Annotated in this window: 23 protein-coding genes; 5 read left to right on the forward strand and 18 right to left on the reverse strand. The window is 36.4% G+C overall.

The window, feature by feature from the left end; translation table 11 throughout:
- The first annotated feature begins 81 nt into the window (after positions 1 to 81).
- Complete coding sequence (tsaA, locus tag ACKI2P_RS11485) at positions 82 to 567, forward strand: tRNA (N6-threonylcarbamoyladenosine(37)-N6)-methyltransferase TrmO (protein WP_407377698.1); 486 nt, start codon at positions 82 to 84, stop codon at positions 565 to 567.
- Positions 568 to 604: 37 nt separating this feature from the next.
- On the opposite strand, the gene ACKI2P_RS11490 is transcribed toward tsaA, so the two are convergent.
- On the reverse strand, positions 605 to 1,633 hold the full coding sequence (locus ACKI2P_RS11490; protein ID WP_407377699.1) for a M42 family metallopeptidase: 1,029 nt from the start codon (positions 1,631 to 1,633) through the stop codon (positions 605 to 607).
- 101 nt (positions 1,634 to 1,734) lie between these two features.
- Between ACKI2P_RS11490 and ACKI2P_RS11495 the strand changes: the two genes are divergently transcribed.
- Positions 1,735 to 2,493 (forward strand): 4Fe-4S binding protein, encoded by a 759-nt coding sequence (locus ACKI2P_RS11495; protein ID WP_407377701.1) that lies wholly within the window; start codon positions 1,735 to 1,737, stop codon positions 2,491 to 2,493.
- On the opposite strand, the gene ACKI2P_RS11500 is transcribed toward ACKI2P_RS11495, so the two are convergent.
- Both ACKI2P_RS11500 and ACKI2P_RS11505 read right to left on the reverse strand, forming a co-directional pair.
- Positions 2,488 to 3,993 carry a HEAT repeat domain-containing protein gene (locus ACKI2P_RS11500; protein ID WP_407377702.1) on the reverse strand — a complete coding sequence of 502 codons (1,506 nt, stop codon included), beginning with the start codon at positions 3,991 to 3,993 and terminating at the stop codon, positions 2,488 to 2,490. The two genes, ACKI2P_RS11495 and ACKI2P_RS11500, sit on opposite strands and share 6 nt — an antisense overlap.
- 1 nt (position 3,994) lies before the next feature.
- Positions 3,995 to 5,041, reverse strand: coding sequence for a ribonuclease H-like domain-containing protein (locus ACKI2P_RS11505; RefSeq protein WP_407377703.1), 1,047 nt, complete (start codon positions 5,039 to 5,041; stop codon positions 3,995 to 3,997).
- Positions 5,042 to 5,350: 309 nt separating this feature from the next.
- On the opposite strand from ACKI2P_RS11505, the gene ACKI2P_RS11510 reads away from it, so the two are divergent.
- From ACKI2P_RS11510 to ACKI2P_RS11520, 3 genes are read left to right on the forward strand one after another with little or no spacing between them, the layout of a single operon-like run.
- Positions 5,351 to 5,731: a hypothetical protein gene (locus tag ACKI2P_RS11510; RefSeq protein WP_407377732.1), complete on the forward strand. Its 381-nt coding sequence runs from the start codon at positions 5,351 to 5,353 to the stop codon at positions 5,729 to 5,731.
- Between the two features lie 9 nt (positions 5,732 to 5,740).
- Entirely contained in the window at positions 5,741 to 6,478 is a 738-nt protein-coding gene (locus tag ACKI2P_RS11515) for a 4-phosphopantoate--beta-alanine ligase (RefSeq protein WP_407377705.1), read from the forward strand.
- Positions 6,479 to 6,491: 13 nt separating this feature from the next.
- Positions 6,492 to 7,031, forward strand: a complete 540-nt coding sequence (locus ACKI2P_RS11520) for an AAA family ATPase (RefSeq protein ID WP_407377706.1) — start codon at positions 6,492 to 6,494, stop codon at positions 7,029 to 7,031.
- Here the strand turns inward: ACKI2P_RS11520 and ACKI2P_RS11525 are convergent, their stop codons facing one another.
- The 15 genes from ACKI2P_RS11525 to gatC all read right to left on the reverse strand — a co-directional run bounded on the left by ACKI2P_RS11525 (position 7,032) and on the right by gatC (position 18,285).
- Positions 7,032 to 7,712, reverse strand: a complete 681-nt coding sequence (locus tag ACKI2P_RS11525; protein ID WP_407377707.1) for a TIGR00289 family protein — start codon at positions 7,710 to 7,712, stop codon at positions 7,032 to 7,034. It abuts the gene before it with no gap.
- 6 nt (positions 7,713 to 7,718) lie between these two features.
- Positions 7,719 to 8,477: a hypothetical protein gene (locus ACKI2P_RS11530; RefSeq protein ID WP_407377708.1), complete on the reverse strand. Its 759-nt coding sequence runs from the start codon at positions 8,475 to 8,477 to the stop codon at positions 7,719 to 7,721.
- Positions 8,478 to 8,604: 127 nt separating this feature from the next.
- Positions 8,605 to 9,024 carry a class III signal peptide-containing protein gene (locus ACKI2P_RS11535; protein ID WP_407377710.1) on the reverse strand — a complete coding sequence of 140 codons (420 nt, stop codon included), beginning with the start codon at positions 9,022 to 9,024 and terminating at the stop codon, positions 8,605 to 8,607.
- Complete coding sequence (locus tag ACKI2P_RS11540; RefSeq protein WP_407377712.1) at positions 9,025 to 9,891, reverse strand: prepilin peptidase; 867 nt, start codon at positions 9,889 to 9,891, stop codon at positions 9,025 to 9,027.
- Between the two features lie 97 nt (positions 9,892 to 9,988).
- On the reverse strand, positions 9,989 to 11,599 hold the full coding sequence (locus ACKI2P_RS11545; RefSeq protein ID WP_407377713.1) for a CTP synthase: 1,611 nt from the start codon (positions 11,597 to 11,599) through the stop codon (positions 9,989 to 9,991).
- A gap of 78 nt (positions 11,600 to 11,677) precedes the next feature.
- Positions 11,678 to 12,046, reverse strand: a complete 369-nt coding sequence (locus tag ACKI2P_RS11550) for a hypothetical protein (RefSeq protein WP_407377715.1) — start codon at positions 12,044 to 12,046, stop codon at positions 11,678 to 11,680.
- An 8-nt stretch (positions 12,047 to 12,054) separates the two neighbouring features.
- Positions 12,055 to 12,834 (reverse strand): alpha/beta hydrolase, encoded by a 780-nt coding sequence (locus tag ACKI2P_RS11555; protein ID WP_407377717.1) that lies wholly within the window; start codon positions 12,832 to 12,834, stop codon positions 12,055 to 12,057.
- Between the two features lie 8 nt (positions 12,835 to 12,842).
- On the reverse strand, positions 12,843 to 13,013 hold the full coding sequence (locus tag ACKI2P_RS11560) for a hypothetical protein (RefSeq protein WP_407377719.1): 171 nt from the start codon (positions 13,011 to 13,013) through the stop codon (positions 12,843 to 12,845).
- Between the two features lie 116 nt (positions 13,014 to 13,129).
- Entirely contained in the window at positions 13,130 to 13,252 is a 123-nt protein-coding gene (locus ACKI2P_RS11565) for a GNAT family N-acetyltransferase (RefSeq protein WP_407377721.1), read from the reverse strand.
- Between the two features lie 55 nt (positions 13,253 to 13,307).
- Complete coding sequence (locus ACKI2P_RS11570) at positions 13,308 to 14,663, reverse strand: MATE family efflux transporter (RefSeq protein ID WP_407377723.1); 1,356 nt, start codon at positions 14,661 to 14,663, stop codon at positions 13,308 to 13,310.
- A 4-nt stretch (positions 14,664 to 14,667) separates the two neighbouring features.
- Positions 14,668 to 15,303, reverse strand: a complete 636-nt coding sequence (locus ACKI2P_RS11575; RefSeq protein WP_407377725.1) for a flavodoxin family protein — start codon at positions 15,301 to 15,303, stop codon at positions 14,668 to 14,670.
- On the reverse strand, positions 15,304 to 16,515 hold the full coding sequence (locus tag ACKI2P_RS11580) for a cofactor-independent phosphoglycerate mutase (protein WP_407377727.1): 1,212 nt from the start codon (positions 16,513 to 16,515) through the stop codon (positions 15,304 to 15,306).
- Between the two features lie 29 nt (positions 16,516 to 16,544).
- Positions 16,545 to 17,564, reverse strand: coding sequence for a homoserine dehydrogenase (locus ACKI2P_RS11585; protein ID WP_407377729.1), 1,020 nt, complete (start codon positions 17,562 to 17,564; stop codon positions 16,545 to 16,547).
- Positions 17,565 to 17,572: 8 nt separating this feature from the next.
- A complete protein-coding gene (locus ACKI2P_RS11590; RefSeq protein WP_407377731.1) occupies positions 17,573 to 18,058 on the reverse strand; it encodes an amino acid-binding protein in 486 nt (161 codons plus the stop codon).
- An 11-nt stretch (positions 18,059 to 18,069) separates the two neighbouring features.
- Complete coding sequence (gene gatC, locus ACKI2P_RS11595; RefSeq protein WP_407377733.1) at positions 18,070 to 18,285, reverse strand: Asp-tRNA(Asn) amidotransferase subunit GatC; 216 nt, start codon at positions 18,283 to 18,285, stop codon at positions 18,070 to 18,072.
- Positions 18,286 to 18,318: the final 33 nt, after the last annotated feature.

Raw genomic sequence — 18,318 nt, forward strand, 5'->3', positions numbered from 1 at the left:
CATCGATTATTATTAACTTAATTTGAAAAGATAAATAATCTCTCGAAAATTTTATTTAAAATCAAATCAATAATAATTACTATGAATATCGAACTAGAATCTATTGGCACTATTCATACTGAATTTAATGAAATTGAAGGAATGCCAATACAGCCTACAGGTGCAAAGGGAATAAAAGGAACAATTGAAATTAAAGACAAATACATTGATGGTCTTAAAGATCTTGACGGTTTTTCACACATCCACCTGATTTATCTTCTGCATAAAGTTGAAGGATATATGCTTGAGGTAAAGCCTTTCATGGACAATGCCACCCATGGAGTATTTGCAACAAGGTCACCAAAAAGACCAAACAGAATCGGAATGAGTGTCGTTAAAGTAAATAAGGTAAAAGGAAACACAGTATACATTGAAAATGTAGACATTCTAAACGGAACACCTCTTCTGGACATCAAGCCATACGTTCCCCAATTATACGAGGATACAATCGATGAACTTAGAATCGGTTGGTTTGAAACCAAACACCAAAAGGCAAAATCACAAAAATCAGATGACAGATTCAAATAGAATCGGCATTGAATAAAAAAAAATAGAAAAAAAGGAGCTATAAACTGTTTATAGCTTCTACAATTAATTGGATGGTTGCTTCAATATCATCCATACTACACACACTTACCGGAGTGTGAATATAACGGGTAGGAACTGATAAAACACCAGTCGGAATTCCTTCACGGGTCAAGTGGATTGCAGTTCCATCAGTGGTTCCGCCGTCACTTACTTCCAATTGGTAAGGAATTTCATTATCATCACCCGCTTTGATAAGCATGTCTTTTACAGATTGTTGGGTTAGAATACCCCTGCCGCTTGCATCTGCTAAAATAATAGCCGGACCTTTGCCCATGACAACAGGAGCCTCATCAGGTTTGATTCCAGGATGATCTCCGGATAAGGTAACGTCAAGCGCAAATGCCAAATCAGGGTTCAATTTAAAGGAAACTGTTTTTGCTCCTTTTAAACCTACTTCTTCCTGTACGGTACCAACACCGTAAACGGTAGCGCGGGTTTCAACTCTTTTTAAAACTTCCATCATCACATAACAACCGACACGGTTATCTAAAGCCTTACCCATAATTCTATTGTTCGGATATTCAGCAAAAATGGAATTGAAAGTCATTATGTCTCCAATTCTGACCATTTTTTCTGCTTCTTCCTTGTCTTTTGCTCCGATATCTATAAACATGTCATTGGATTTAACGACTTTGTTTCTTTCTTCAGGAGATGTTACATGTGGAGGTTTTGAACCAATGACACCAACAACATCCTCTCCAACTGAAGAGTGTATAGTGACTGTCTGATTCATTAACATCTGGTCGTTGATTCCCCCAATCAATGAAAATAATATAAATCCGTTATCGTCAATATATCTTACCATTAAACCAATTTCATCCATGTGAGCAGCAAGCATTACGGTAGGTGCCTTTTTTTCACCTTTTTTGGTAGCGATAATGTTACCCATGCTGTCGATTTCAATATCGTCTGCCACATCTTTTAATTCACGTGTAATAATTTCAGCAATTTTTTCTTCAGAGCCAGATACACCTGGTGCTAAAGATAGCTCTTTCATTAATTCCATCGTATCACCAAATATTTTTTTACATTTAATAATATTAAACAGTTTCTATTTATTCGATATATTTAAAACAAAATAATTCTTAATTAATATATAGTGGTTATATGTCAAAGCTAGTAAAAATATTTTTCAGTCCATCAAATACAACCAAAAAGGTTGTGGACATAGTATCAGATAATTTTGATTTTGATGATGAAACATGTGATTTGCTGAATTTCAATTCCGCAAAAGAAATCTCCCAAGGAGATATTGCGGTGGTTGGAATGCCAGTCTTTGCAGGAAGAATTCCGAAAACAGCACGTCAAAGATTAGAGAAAATAAAAGGAAACAACACTCCTGCAATCGCGATTGTGAACTACGGCAATGCACATGTAAGCGATGCACTAGTTGAACTGATTGACGTTTTAAAGGAAAACGATTTCAATGTCGTTGCAGCTGCATCAACAGTTAGCCATCATTCAATATTTGATGGTGTGGCCATAGGAAGACCTGATGCATCAGACGTCAAAAAGATTAATGAATTTGCTCAAAAATGCCTGGAAAAAATTGAATCAAAAGAAGAATTGGCATCCGAAATACCTGGAAACAGACCTTATGTAGACTACAAAACCCTTCCGTTTCTGGTTGAGTGTGATGAAACACTCTGCGCATTCTGTTATGACTGCGTTTCAGCATGCCCTGAAAAAGCGATTCCTGATGACGATCCAATCGATACTGATTTGGATTTGTGCTCAAGATGCACAGCATGCATCAGCATATGTCCTGAAGATGCAAGAAGTTTCGCCGGAGATGCTTTTGAAGCCAAAAAACCTGAATTTGAAAATGCAAACAGTGAAAGAAAAGAACCGGAGTTTTACCTATAGATTCATTGTTTTTTTGGCAACATTTCTGACATATTCATTTTCATCCGAAATGGATATGTCCTTTAAAACCTTTTTACTCACTATTTTTTTGACTGCAGCTTCACGAACTCTCCAATTGCCGTCGTTTTTGGCAATTTTTGTCAGTTCCTTCTGATTTCTGATTAATGAAACTGCCCTTACAGAAATCCTCTCGGATATACCCTGCTCATATATTTTTATCAGGCATTTTTCGACCTTGATTTTATTGAGTGCCCTGAGTGAGAATTCCTCATCTTCATTGGCGAGGACTATTCTGATTAATGTCTCAAGGTCGCTTATGTGATCAAGGGTTGACTTTCTGACAGAATCTATTTTGGCGTTTTTCAAAATGTCAATGAAATGTTTCTCTTCAGTGATGTGAGTCATGGCTTCAGAGGCAACCTCTTCATCAGTGGAATTGATTGCAATATATGCGAAATCTTTTTCATCAGTTATGGCCGGATTTGAAATTGCATGACCTCTTACAAACTGATCTTCATCTGTTATAGCGATTTTTATCAGTTCTTCAGTATTTGAAATGTTTTTAACCGCAATTTGCCTTACAAACCGGTCATCATCATTGCCTATAACCTTAAGCAAAACTTCCTCATCGGTTATTTTTTTAACCGCTTCGCTTCTAACTACCTTGTCCGAATCGTTCAATGCAATTTGAGCAAGCAGGTCTTCATCATCCACCCTTTTTACAATGTCAAGACGGACATCGGATTTTTCAGAATCCCTTGCAATATTTTTAAGGATACCTACATTTTGGATTTTTCCAAATATCAGGGACCTTATCTTTGCATTGTCCTCATTGATTGCGATTTTTGCTAAAGTTTCTTCATTGTTTATCTTTTTGACAGCAGCCATTTTTACAGACTCGTCCTTATCTTCGGTTGCAACTTTCAAAAGGATTTCTTCACTGACAAAATTATCTTTATTTATTGCTGATTTTCTAATTGACGAATCCTTTGCCTTGAAAACCAAATCATACAGCACTTCTTCACTTTCTATTTTTTCAAGAGACAATCTTCGGTAGTTCTTATCGATTGCATTGATAGCTATATCTTCCAAGGTTTGCTCATCAACAATCTTGTTGAATATGTCATCGGAATTCTTGTTTCTTTTTGTATTTTTAACTATCTCGGATATTGATTTGTTGTTTTCACCCAGCCTTTCATAGGCAAAGCTTCTAACATCAAAAAATTGGGAGTTTTCAGCTGCATCCCACAGCAAATTTTCATCCTTAAGCTTGTTTGCAGCAATCAGTCTTATTGCCCTGTCCTTTACATTTTTTGCAATGTCAAGAGCTACAAACTGGTCTGTAATGCTGTCTGCAGCAATTGCTCTTTGTGTTCTGTCTTTACTGTTAATTGCAATTTCTTTTAAAACCAACTGATCTTCATCGATTTCAACATCCTTTGGAACAGCTTTCTTTTCTTTTTTATTATCTTTACCTTTAAATCTGTCTAAAAATCCCATTTTAATTTACATCCTCATACATTTTCTCCAAGAAACTAGCTAATGAAATTATATCCTGACGATTGTGCTCTATTATTGGAACGATTGGTCCGATATTTTCTTCGGATAGATATGTCCTGTAATAATTTGGAATGTGCTGTCCGGGAACATCCCCCTCCCTTTCAATGCCAAACAGTTCTTTTTCTATTGTTTGAAGCTGGCAATTCGGCAGTTCATCGCCCCACAGGTTTTTGGCAAAATACATCAAATCCAGATGGGGCAATCTGAAATCCAAGTCAATTCTATTTGACAGACATCTGTTTCTGATGTACGGCACATCAAAACTCTTGCCGTTGAATGTGACATGAACAGACTCCTCGGTCAAATGAGATAGATAAGCTTCAATTACAGCAGGTTCTTCATATATATCCCTTAAAAAGTACTGTGATGAAGTTATTGTATCCCCTTTAATTTCAGCAACACCTATCAAAATTATCGGAACGTTAGAAAGACCCAATGTTTCAATATCCATGAATTTGAAGTCTTCCTTATCAACCATACTTATTGCCCTTACAACATTATCTCTGCACTTCTTAGTATATTTATTTTTATCAAGCAATTCTATTATCTCCCCAAAGGACAAATCATCCACCTGATTGACGAATTTAGATGCAACGTCACAGTATTTGTCATGATTTTGTAAGGATTCAATAGTGGAATAACCTTTGTTTTTAAGATTCTGCTCGGTTTTAACTCCAATTTTGGGAAGTAGTTTTAAATTACTGTTCATTTGATTTTTGAAGTCATTGTCAGATATTTTGAAATTGACCTTTTCTTTGTGGGTGATTTTTAGTGTATCGCCATAGGATGTTGATGTGACCTTGGAATTTGGAATGTCCGACAGCTCTTTTCCTTCATAATCGCAAATGAGCTTCTGTTTATAATCTTCAAAATAAGAATAGGACAGTTTTCTTGCCCTGTTTTTAGCTTCCTGCGAAGGATTTAAAGAGCCGATTGAGTTTGAAAGCATTTTTTTTAAATACATCTCATGTTCGCTGTAGTCTGTCATTCAAGTAAAAATTTTATTTCAAGTAATATATAACAGTTTTATAAAGTAAAATTGAATTTTTATAAATTTTAAATAACTTTATATAGTATGAGAACAAATATTACATTGGCTACATTGTAGCTGAGAGATAGATTAAACAGCCAAATTTTAAAATTCATTTCTCTAAAAACTTGTAAAAACAAGTTGTTAGGTAGCAATACCAATATTGCTACCTAATCATCTGAAAACTTTTTTTTATTGTTCCTTCGAATTATAATTTTTAGAAAAATATATAACTTTTTCAAACATATTATAAAACAAGGTTTGATTATGAAATTAACATTGTCAGTAATTTATGGAATATTGATTTGGAGCATAATATACATAGGAACTAGCATATTGACCCCTCTATTCAGTTCCAGTTTTCCTGGAGTTAATATTTTGGTTCCATTAATACAAATCATAAGCATAGGATTTTTTGGAATACTATACATTAGAGATATCGATTCAAACGAAGTTATAGAAGGTTTTTTGGCTGGAGTAGTATTTGCAATAGTTAACATTATAATGGACAACATCTTTTTAGTTAATAATGCACACAACTTAATTTTTTCAAATTATTCCCTTCATGCTATTTCAACAGTGATTCTGACATTATTGATTACAACATTTTTAGGATATCTAGCTCAAATGACTATTGATTTAAAATAGGAGATTTTTATGATACCAAAATCACATCCAAGATATGAATCATTATTATTAAGAGACAAAATTGTTAAGGCTGCTGAAAAAGGATATTTGGCCGATTCTGCAATGATTGCACATGGAAGAGGAGAAGCCTTCGACTATCTGATTGGAGAACAGACAATATACCCTGCAAAAAGAGCAATGTATGTTGCAGTGGCGACTTTACTTTTATCAAATAATCCGGTTATTTCTGTTAATGGGAATGCAACCGCACTGGCCATCGATGAAATTATTGAATTGGCCAATGAAATCAATGCTAAAATAGAAATAAACCTATTTTACAGAACAGACGAAAGAGTGCAAATCATAACCAGCCTCTACAGAGATCATGGATACAAGAATATCCTTGGAAGTCTGGATGACGACATCGAATACTTGAATGACATACCGAACAATCGGTCATCTGCAAGCAAGACAGGAATCTATTCCGCTGATACAATACTGATCCCTCTTGAAGATGGAGACAGGGCGGAAATTCTCAAGAAAAGCGGGAAAAAAATCATTACAATTGATTTGAACCCACTTTCCAGAACTTCAAAGATGTCTGACATTTCAATCATGGACAACATCGTAAGAGCAATTCCGTTCATGACAAAAATAGCCAAAGATTTAAAAACTCAAGACAAAGAAGTTTTAATCGAAATGATTAATGATTTTGATAATAAAGAAAACCTTAAGGAATCTGTTGAAGAGATAAAAATTAAACAATGAAAGAGGATTTATAATGCAAGTAATGGGTATATCAGGAATGCCAGGTTCTGGAAAAAGTGTTGTTTCAGACATGGCAGATGAAAGAGGAGCGATAATCGTAAGTATGGGGGACATTATTCGAGAAGAAGCTAAAAAAAGAGGAGAAAGCACTAAAGAAACTGCCACCAATTTAAGAAAAGAATTCGGCAACGATATTGTTTCAGAACTGACAATCAAAAAAATCAAACAACTGGAAGAAACTCAAAAAGATAATCTAATCATCATCGAAGGTATGAGAAGCCTTCACGAAGTAAACATGTTTAGAGAAAACTTTGAAAACTTTTTTATACTTTCAATTTTTGCCAATCCAAAATTACGCTTCGAAAGACTTAAAATAAGACAAAGAGAAGATGATTCTCAGGATTATGCTGTTTTTGAACAAAGGGACCTGCAGGAGTTGAACTTCGGAATAGGTGATGTGATTTCACTTTCAGACAGGATAATCATCAATGAATACGATATGGAAACATACGAAAAACAAATAGGTGAATTTTTGGATGAAATGAATATCTAATCATTTATCCACCAAAACGGCATCTTTGATTATGTAAACACCACTGTCACGATGCCATTCTTTTTTATCTTTTAATATTTTCAATCTCTTTTTAAAAATAGGTCCGTCAATGGCTAATGTTTCGGCCTCACCGCCTTCAAAAGCTATATCAACATGGTACTTTTCATTAAGTTTTACAAGTTCATCAATTACCTCATCATCAATGACCCGTCCAAGCCAGGTTTCATCAAGTCCCCATGCGGCAACACCACTGATGATAATCTTAAAACCTAAAGAAACGATTTCACGCATATACTCAAGCTCATCAACATGCCAGTAGGGAGATATTATTTCAAGACCCACTTCCTCACCCAGCCTTTCGATTCTGGATTTTTGATACTGTGAGTAAAGGGCACCTGTGTATATGCATTCAACGCCGAAACTTTTAAGTTCTTCAAAGGCCGCCTTCAAATCTTCAAGTTCTTCTTCCTTAATCCCATCGGTTTCAACAGACATTATCGGAATTTCAAGTGCCTCTGCAAGCAGATCAGTGACATGAATATTGGGAACATGAAACATGTATGACTCGTCATTGCGGGATTTCATGGAAAGAAGATATTTGACATCCTCCTTCACATGCAATGCATAATACAAAGCCATTGTACTATCCTTTCCTCCGGAAAACAGAACGGCAGCCTTCATAAATAATTACCTTTTACGTTTCTCTCGCATGGACTTTTTAAATCTTCTGAAAAATACTCCTATGGAATCATAATAAATTCCAATGGTGGCAACAATCAGTCCTACAACACCAGTTGCCAATACGAATTCAACATTTGACACCATAGAACTGTTAGTATTGTTGACTGATGTCTGTACCGGACCTTCCATCTTACTGGCCACAATTCCCCTATCCATCAGGATTTTCTGGAAAGATTCAACTTCGCTGGATGATACAATCAGTTTAGCATGTATCTGAGCGTATGAAAGAGATGAACCGTAAACCAGTTTATACCAATCGGAAAATGATTTAAGAGCATCATATGATGAATAATTATCTTCCAGTTGAATCTGAAGCTTACCGTCTGAGGTTACGTTATAATGATTGAAGTGAGAATCAATGTTTCCTAAAACATATTCAAAGTATTCCTTTTCCCGGTCATTAAACTTCCACAGAGGTATCGTAATGTCCGTTTCTTCAAATGAAACAAATCCTTCAGTCTTAGATAAATTCTGTTTTAATTCATTCATATTTATTGAAGATGATAAATCCAAATACATTGTCTCTTCATTACCAGGGACATTTTTCTCGACTAAACTTACAACCTCAGGCAATTCCTGATAGATCGGCTGTAAAAAGAATGCTCCGCCTATAGCTCCTATTAAAAAAGCTACACCCAAAACAAGGACAATTTCTTTTTTTGGCATGAATTGTCTTAACATCCCTATGGAAAAAACAAATACCATCAGTATTATAAATAAAATAATATAAATGATTGTCATTAAAATATCCATAAATTCACTCGCCAATTAAATTATTAATTTTAATATTTAAATTGACAATTTAAATAAGTTTGTATGAAAAACGGATATTTTAATAGATTATCATATTGCTTTCACTGTCCGGCCATTCAACAGTCAGTGTGTTTTTCCCTTTTTTCAGATATAAAGTGTCAGATTTCAAATTAGATTTGACGTCCATTCGTATTTCCTTAGTATCCTTATTTTTGAGTTTGATTTTTGTGGAAATGTATGAATTTTTAATGCTGATTTTCAAATCCTTATTTGAAGTTAATGTTACCTCCTGTTTTGATCCCTGGCCCTGGCCATAGACTTTCATGACAGCATGGGCCAAGGCAGCCAAATCCGATTTAACATTTACGGAATCATATACATCAAAGGTATTGTCCATACTTTCCTGCAGCAATGGCATTGTAAAGACTATTAGAATTATTAGAGATAGGGCAAATATAAGCAGATACTCCAAAGAAATTTGAGCAGAATTATCTTTCATTTAAATCACCAGAAAAAAGTTTTTTGTAAAAATCATCACCAAATCCCCATAGCTCAATGCAATCATCAAGCCGAAAAGGATTGCGGGAGTGAATGGAAATGCTATTTTAACGCATAGATATTCTGAAATGAAATCCTGAGCGGACATGACCTTCAACAGTGTTACATCCTCTGATGTAATCCCTCCTGCCGTTTGGGATTTGAAGTAATACTTATATCCGTCGCCACTGCTTTTGTAAACTTTCAGGTTGGAGTCATGTTCGGCTATCAGTTCACATATGTGCTCATCATCAAAGCTGTATCTGTTCACAATCATTCCTTCCTTCAGGTCCTTTACCGGGACTGTCCTGTTTAGTGACGATTTGATTAAAGTTCTAATTCCCTCATAATTCAGCACGTTAACGAATAAATCCGCATGCCGTTTAACAAGATTATTTTTAATTATCAGATGAGCTGTAAAAATTACCAGAAACGGGAATGAAACCAGAATGCTGTTTACTATGACTGTAAATACAAATGGATATACTGAAAAAGTAGGGAAAATATTTAAAAAGTCAACATTCAAACCAATTGGTATAGCTGTAGCAATTGATGTAAACAGTTTGACATCACCACCTCCCCACATCTTTAATTTCCATAACATTTTAGTTATATAAAAAGTAACAACCATCAAAATAAATGAAGATAAAATGTATTTGACATTACTTGTCACAAAAGTCAAAATTAAATTCGAAATCAAACCGAATGAAATCAGTGAAAAGTTTAACCAGTCCGGAACAATATTTCTTTTAATATCAAAAATTGAAGCCAAAATGACAAATAAAACCGTAACTATAATTTGAATTAAAAATACAAGACCGACATTCATAAAAAATAGTTTAAACTAACTATAATATTAATTAGCTAGAAATCAATCTCGTTAAATTGTCTTCTGTTTGTAATATTGTATAAAAAAAGAAAAAAAGTTAATTTTTAGAATACTCATAAATAGCTTCTAAAAATGCTTTAAATAATGGGTGTGGCCTATTAGGCCTTGATTTAAATTCCGGATGGAACTGACATCCAACAGCCCAAGGATGGTTTGGCAATTCAACAATTTCAACCAGGAAATCATCTGGACTGGTTCCGGAAATAATCAATCCTTTTTCCTGCAGGTCATCTCTGAAATCATTGTTGAACTCGTATCTGTGCCTGTGACGTTCCTCAATGTCAACTTCACCATAGGCATCATATGTTTTAGTGCCTTCAATGATTTTACAGTCATATGAACCTAAACGCATGGTTCCTCCCATGTTTTTGATTTTCTTCTGCTCTTCCATCATGTCAATAACCGGGAATTCAAGATTGTCGTCAAACTCGGAACTGTTCGCATCAGGATAACCGTTTCTTCTTGCAAACTGAGTAACCATGGACTGCATTCCCAGACAAATTCCGAATAGAGGCACGTTATTTTCAATTGCGTAGTCAATAGCATCCAGTTTACCTTCAAAACCACGTTCACCGAATCCTCCAGGAATCAAAATACCGTCAAATTCACTTAACGCATCCTTGTCAAGCTCTTCAACATCAGAACTCAAGTATTTGATTTTTGCTTTAACGCCAATGCTTGCAGCAGCGTGAAGCAGGGATTCGCGAATACTGATATATGCATCCTCAAGCTCAACATATTTACCAACAATTCCTATTGTTACTTCAGGGTCGGTAATTCTCAATGATTCGACAATTTTTGCCCAGTCATCCAATTTTGATGAGTCCGGTTCAATATCCAATCCGATTCTATTGACAATCAGCTCACCAATATTCTTTTCTTCCAAAACCAAAGGAACTTCATAGATTGTTCCTGCATCAGGAGTATTGACAACAGCGTTAACATCCACATCACAGAAATGAGCAACTTTTCCAAGCAATCCATCGTCAATGTGAACCTGTGATCTGCATACTATAACATCAGGGTTTATACCTACGCTTCTCAATTCTTTTGTGGAGTGTTGGGTCGGTTTTGTTTTGAATTCGCCGGCTGCATTTAGGTAGGGAATAAATGTAACATGGACGAACATGACGTTTTCACGTCCTTCCTCATTTCTGAGCTGTCTTAAAGCTTCAAGGAACGGTTGACTTTCGATATCACCAACTGTACCACCAAGCTCTACTAAAACCACATCATAATCTGCGCTTTCAGAGTTTTGCCTGATCATTTCCTTGATACGGTTGGTAATGTGTGGAATGACCTGTACACATTCTCCCAGGTATCCGCCTTCTCTTTCTTTGGCAATTACAGATTCGTAAACTTTACCTGTTGTAATGTTAGCAATTCCATCAAGTTCAACATCCAAAAATCTTTCGTAGTGACCGAGATCCAAATCTGTTTCCATACCATCATGTGTAACATATACTTCACCATGCTGATATGGGTTAAGGGTTCCTGAATCCCAGTTTAAATAAGGGTCTATTTTAATAGCTGAAACTTTCAAGCCGTAAGATCTTAAAATCCTACCCATTGATGCTGAGGTAATACCTTTACCTATGGAACTGACTACCCCACCAGTTATAATAATATACTTTGTCAATAAATCCACTCCTAAATAATAAAATACATTATAATTTTAGATTTTACTAATATATAAAAATTTAACTGAATTTATAAAAGAAAAATTTTATCTGGAATTTTTCCAGTAATATAATTTGTTTGAAATATCCCTTGAAGTTTCATTGAACTGATACTGGCCGCTGTCACCATAGCTTGCAAAGCTGTGAAACTGCACGAAATCACAGCAGGAATCCCCAGGACCATTTGTCGGATAACCCTTTCTGCAAATCATCCCATATGCCGCACCGTATGGACTTACACTCCAATATGTACAGTTCAGACATATGCTATCCCCATTGTTTACCATTGAATCATAATCGATGTCTTCATAGCCATAATCAGAGTCTTCATAGTCATTATCTGGGTTGACATATTCCATGCAACTGCTGCAGTAGTTATCATCATCCAGCTGACCGCCACAATTAGGACATATCATAATATCACCTACTTTTTCAATGTTTTAATGAATTCCTTGATGTATTTATCACAGAACTCCCATGTATGCTCTCCCGGAGCTTTTATAAAATCGGCATTTATATTTCGGGACTTTAAAAAATCATAAAAATCAACATTTTTTTCAATGAGAAAATCATTTTCACCGCAGGCCATGAAAATATCCGGAATGTCGTTGCAGTTATCTATCAGATATTTTGGATCTTTATCTGAATTTTTGATTTTTGTTATGTCTCCAAAGCAGGATTCATAAAATGAGGTATCTCTCAGCACATTATCATCGTCGGAATAATTGATAATGTCATCAGTAATCAATGCCGCTGAAATCATTCCAATCTTTGAAAAGTTTTGACAATATTTAAGACCGTTTCTGATAGCTCCGTATCCTCCCATCGAAAAACCGGCTATAAAAGTGTCTTCCCTTTTATGGGAAAGCGGAAATATGTTTCTTGTTATGTCCAATAACTCCTGACCGACATATTCTCCATAATATGCATGTGCCTTTTCGTGGTCCACATAAAAGCTGTTTTCACCGCATGGAATCACGATAGCTATTCCGTTGTCCTCTGCAAATTTCTGGATGGAAGTGTTTGCAAGGAATATGTCATCACTGCCATACAGTCCGTGAAGAAGATAGAGTGTCCTGTAAGGCTGAGGAACAATATCTTCCGAATCCTGCAGGAAATGAATATTGTCCGCCGGCAGGATTACGCTTATGGATGTTCGTCTCTGCAGGCTTCTGCACTTTACATCCCCTCGAAACAATACCATAAAATCACTTATTCCTTCAATAATTTATCCAATTTTACATTTATTTCTTCCAACTGCTTTGATAAGATTTCCTGATTTTTCAAAATCAGACTTTGGTTGTCAAAGATAACCTTGAAATGAGCATCATTCAAGTTTATCAGTCCTACCACCTTATTGTATGTATCTTCATTGTCTATCATTTTAACACCTCAAGTCCGCAGGCCAGTTATGAAAAGAGGACTTGCATCTTCCGGCTTTTCAAATCCGCAATTTTCATAAAATCCTGTTTCCTCATCATATCCAACTACAACTATTCTCAAATAATATCTGTTAGTTTTGATACTAATTTTTTTCCAATTCCCTTGCCCTGATATTCAGGTCTTGCAAGCAGAAAATGGATATAAACGGTCATTATTCCATCATCCATTGCACAAATCATACCGACAGCTCATCCCCGTTCCGGCCGAGATTATCCTTGTAGCTTATTTCTCCCATCAAACCACCCTGTATTGCGTCCATTTGTTTGAGAAATATCTATAAATGTAAATTGCCGCCCTTACATACCAATCGACAAACATTGCAATCCATGTGCCGAACACACCAACTCCCCACCAGTCAGCAATGACATATGACAGGGCAATTCTGCATGTAAACATTACAATCAAACTGATATACATCACTGTTTTTGAGTCTCCCGCACCTCTGAATGTTGCAGGTATTGTGAATGACAATGGCCATATTATTATTGCAAAAATACCGTGCCAGACAATCATTTCAGTTGCCATCTGTGCAGTTTGAGGATTCAGATTATAGATTCCCAAAACAATCGGCAGAATTGCAAAGATGACCAGATTAATCACAACATGTGAAACTATAACCATAATCAGACATTTTTTGTTGTAGTATCTTGCCTGTTCATAGTCATTGGCTCCGACACATCTTGAAATGATTGCAGTCAATCCCAAATTGATTGCAAAACCCGGCAGTACTGAAAATATTCCGATGGCATATCCAACTGAGTTTGCAGCTATTGCCATTGTTCCGAATGTTGAAACCAGACTTAAAATCAAAACCCTTCCAAGCTGGAAAAGGCCGTTTTCAATACCGTATGGAATTCCGACCTGCAGGACTTTTTTGAGAATGGTTACATCAAACCTGTGCCTTAAAGTCCTTTTGATATGCAGTTTATAATCCTCATCAACAACAAAGTAAAGAACTGCAAGCGCCGCTATAACCCTCGATATGACTGTAGGAATCGCAACTCCCCTTACGTCCCATCCAAGATAATAAATGCAAAAAGCATTTCCTATCACATTGAGCACATCACAGACCAACATTATTTTCATCGGCAAAACCGCATCGTTGGTTGTTCTAAAAATAGCCGCCCCTGCATTATATATCGCTATGAATGGAATTGAAACGGCTACAATATACAGATAGATATCGGCGTTATGCCATACGTCGGCTTCAATCTGACCGAAAAGCAGCCCTATAAGAAATTGCCTTAAAATAATTACTGCAATCATCAGCAAACTGGACAGCAATGTTGAAAACCATACGAGTTGGGTTGAGGCATTTTGAGCCTTTTCAATTTGCTTATCCCCCAAATACTGTCCTGCCACTACAGCTCCTCCCGTTGCAAGAGCCGAAAAAGAAAAAATAAGTAGCTGCATTAAAAAATCAACTAAAGAAACTCCTGAAATTGCAGCTTCACCCAATGATGCGACCATTATCGAATCGGCCAGACCAACAAAAAATTCCAAAGCATACTCTACCAGAAGTGGCAGAAACAGATAAAGCAGTGCTCTGTTGGAGTACAGGTAACCTTCAGGAGTTTTAAAAATGTTCATAATTTTATCTGATAAAGTTAAAGGCTATTTTTGGTTCTTCTTCAGGAACAATACCATCTTTTTTACCGGCTTCCATACATTTCAGGAAATATGCCATGTTTCTTCCAAGCTGTCTCATGGTTGCAAGACCTTCCACATCCTGTTTGACTTCTTCAGGAGTATTTCCATGAACCATATTCCAATAGAATGATGAAATTATCGGCATTTGGCTGATTCCCAAGTATTTATTTAACTGGTCGTAAGTTGCAGTTGTTCCAGCCCTTCTTGCAGAGCATATTACGGAAGCAGGTTTATGTTTAAAAGCTGCCAGACCGTCTCCCTGTGAGTTTGAATAGAATGCCCTGTCCATAAATGATGTGATAGCTCCTGTCGCTCCTGCATAATATACAGGTGAGCCGAATATGAATCCGTCGGCATCATATGCTTTTCTGACAAATTCGTTTACAACATCATCGTCAAATGTACATTCCCCTTTTTCACTACATTTCATGCATGCAGTACATCCCAAAATAGGTTTTGTCTTAATCCAGAATATTTCTGTATCTATTCCTGCTTCATTTAATGTCTCTTCAACATATGTCAGTGCGGTATAAGTACATCCGTTTTTGTTTGGACTGCCGTTAACCAATAGTACTTTCATTTAATAATCCCCCTCAATTAATCTTTGAACCAAGTAATGTCCCTGTCTGAATTCCAGAGATCCTTTTTTGACTCCTTCTTCATCAAAGGATTCGCATTCATCTCCATCACGTTCGGAATCGAAAATAATTATAGGTACATTGTCACGTGTGTGGGTTCCGACACTGATAGGAGTTGGATGATCCGGCAATATGGCTCCTCTGAATTGCTGACCTTCCAAACTTTCAATAATCGGTCCGACAATGAATTCATCGATTCTTTCCAATGCCCTGACCTTTTCTTCAGTATTTTGAGCATGGCCCGCTTCATCAGGAGCTTCAATGTGAATAAGCAGTAAATCTGTCTGTTTCAATGCTTCGATTCCATATTTTCCTTTTGCCTCATAGTCTGTATCAAAGTATCCTGTTGCTCCCGGAACGTTTACGATATTCATTCCCGCAAAGTTTCCGATACCCTTAAGTAAATCGACACCGGTGATTACTGATGCTGTGATACCGTAGGTTTCCTCAAAATTAGGTAAACTTGGTGTTACACCCTGTCCCCATAGCCATATCATATTTGCAGGGATTTCCCTTTTCTGGTTGACTTCATGGTCCTTGAGGTATTCCTTTGACTCAAACATTATTTGCTGAATCTCTTTTGCGAGGTCGCAGTCACCGAACATATTATCGATCAGTTTTTCACCTGAAATGTCATGAGGAGGCATTGTCTTGATGCTTGACAGGATTTCAGCATCCTCAATGCTGTCACATGAGTAGATAAAAAGATGCCTGTAGCTTACACCTGTGTAGAATTTGCCCTTGAAGTCAGGATATTTTTCTGTAAAATATTCATTCAAACCCTTCATCAGCTTGTCAGCCTCTTCGGTTGAAATGTGACCTGCATTGAAATCATCCATTTCACCGTTTTCGCTGAATATGGTGTTGCATCTGAATATCACATCTTCAGGTGTTGTCGGAATGCCTTCACTGCCCGCTTCAAGAGGTCCACGGCCAGTATAGTAATCAGCAGGATTGTATCCGAAAATGCTCATGTTTGCAACATCGGAACCTGGAGTGTACTGTTCAGGAACATTATTTGTAAATCCTCCAAATCCTTTTTTAGCTAATTTATCGATGTTTGGAGTGTTTGCCACCATCAAAGGAGTTTTACCGTCTAATTCATCTACTGGATAATCGCTTGATCCATCTGGAATAAAAATTACGTATTTCATATTATCAAAAAAAGTAAAAAAGTATTTAATTAGTTTTTATTTTTTAAAATACTAATTAAATCAGTCAACATTGCAGAAGCAGTTTCAAGTGAACCTGCTCCAAGGCCCATTACAGTTACATCCCCGGCCAAATCTGTGTTGATTGTAGCCATGTTCAGGGTTCCGCCAACATCATAGGAACTTCCCCTTTTAACCAGACGTGGTGATACCCTCAGGTTTTCAGGAGATACTTCAGCTATCAGCTTGATTAGGTAATCGTCCTTTTTGGCAAGTTCGATTGCATATGAGTTAATGCTTGAAATACCTGTGACTTCAACATCACTGTAGGTCGCATTGATTCCTAAAAGTGAATTTGCCAAAATTACGGTTTTGCATGCAGCATCTATACCTTCAACATCCTGTGTAGGGTCTGTTTCTGCTATACCCAATTCCTGTGATTCACGAAGAGTATCCTCATAGGAGGTTCCTTCTGTGGTCATTCTTGACAAGATATAGTTTGTAGTACCATTTAAAATACCGATGATTGAATTGATTTTGCAGGAAGATAATGTTTCTTTGGTAAAGTTGATGATTGGCATTGACCCGCCAACACTTGCTTCATATTTGAATTCGACGCCTGCCCTTTTGGCCGCATCTACAACTTCCCTGAACTTTAAAGCCAAATGACCTTTGTTGGATGTAACAACATCTTTTCCTTGTCCAAATGCTTTCATGGTTAGTGAAAATGCAGGCTCTGCATCAACGATATTGGTAGGAGTTGCTTCAATAAGACAATCATATTCCACAGCATCTAAAACATCTTCACCATTCTTATCGGACCCGAATTCCGGATAAGCGGATAATTTTCCTTCATTGTTTTTAGTTTCTACAAGTAATTTTTCATCCAAACCATCGGCAGATATTGCAGATGAGGATGAATCCGCAGCAGCCACTACTTTTACTGCCACACCAGTCTTTTCCTTAATTAAATCCTTTTTCATGGAAAGCGCATTGGCCACACCCTGGCCTACTGAACCGAATCCCATGATAATGACTTTACATTCATCCATAATAATCCCTAAACTTCATTAATCATAAGTAGCTGTTTTTCTTCAGCAATTTCTTTAATCTTTTCAAATACTTTCTGTTTAATACCATAGTCGGTTTCAATAGTAATCAATGCAGTGGATTCTTTTTCACCATCCAATTTCAAATCGAATCCAACAATTACAACACCTTTAAGCGCATTGATTCTGTCCATGGTGTCACGTACGTCCTGGTCAACAATATGACCGTATAGGATTGTACTGACCATTTCCTTTTTGACAACACCGTCCATCTCAACAATGGAGATTCCAAGCTCGTCAAATTTCTCTATAACGTTGAACAGATTATCGCGTTCACCTTCAATTGTAATGTGAACCGGAACCATACCCTGTTCATTTTTCAATTCCCTTTTATGGATAACAGTAACCAGGTTTGCACCAAGAGCACCAATAGGCTCCAATACAGAAACCAATTGACCAGGCACATCCAAAAGTTCTAAAACTAAGTTCATTCTCATTCAAATCACTCTTAATGTGTCCAATCTGCTCTTTTAACAACAAGATTTCCGTCTTTATCAATACGAGCGTTTCTTAATATTTTTTCCGGATTTTTCTCATGGGATTCATCACTGCGTGTCAAATTTAAATTGTCTGTAATGTACCATGTTTCATCGGAATCCGGAATGTCTTCTAAAATTTTTGAAAATTTTTCTATAATGTCTTCAGCATCTTTTTCGATTGTCATTGAATAAAACTCCTTAATAATAAATAATATTAT

Origin of the sequence: Methanobrevibacter sp., from assembly GCF_045541095.1 — an archaeon.
Taxonomy (GTDB): domain Archaea; phylum Methanobacteriota; class Methanobacteria; order Methanobacteriales; family Methanobacteriaceae; genus Methanocatella.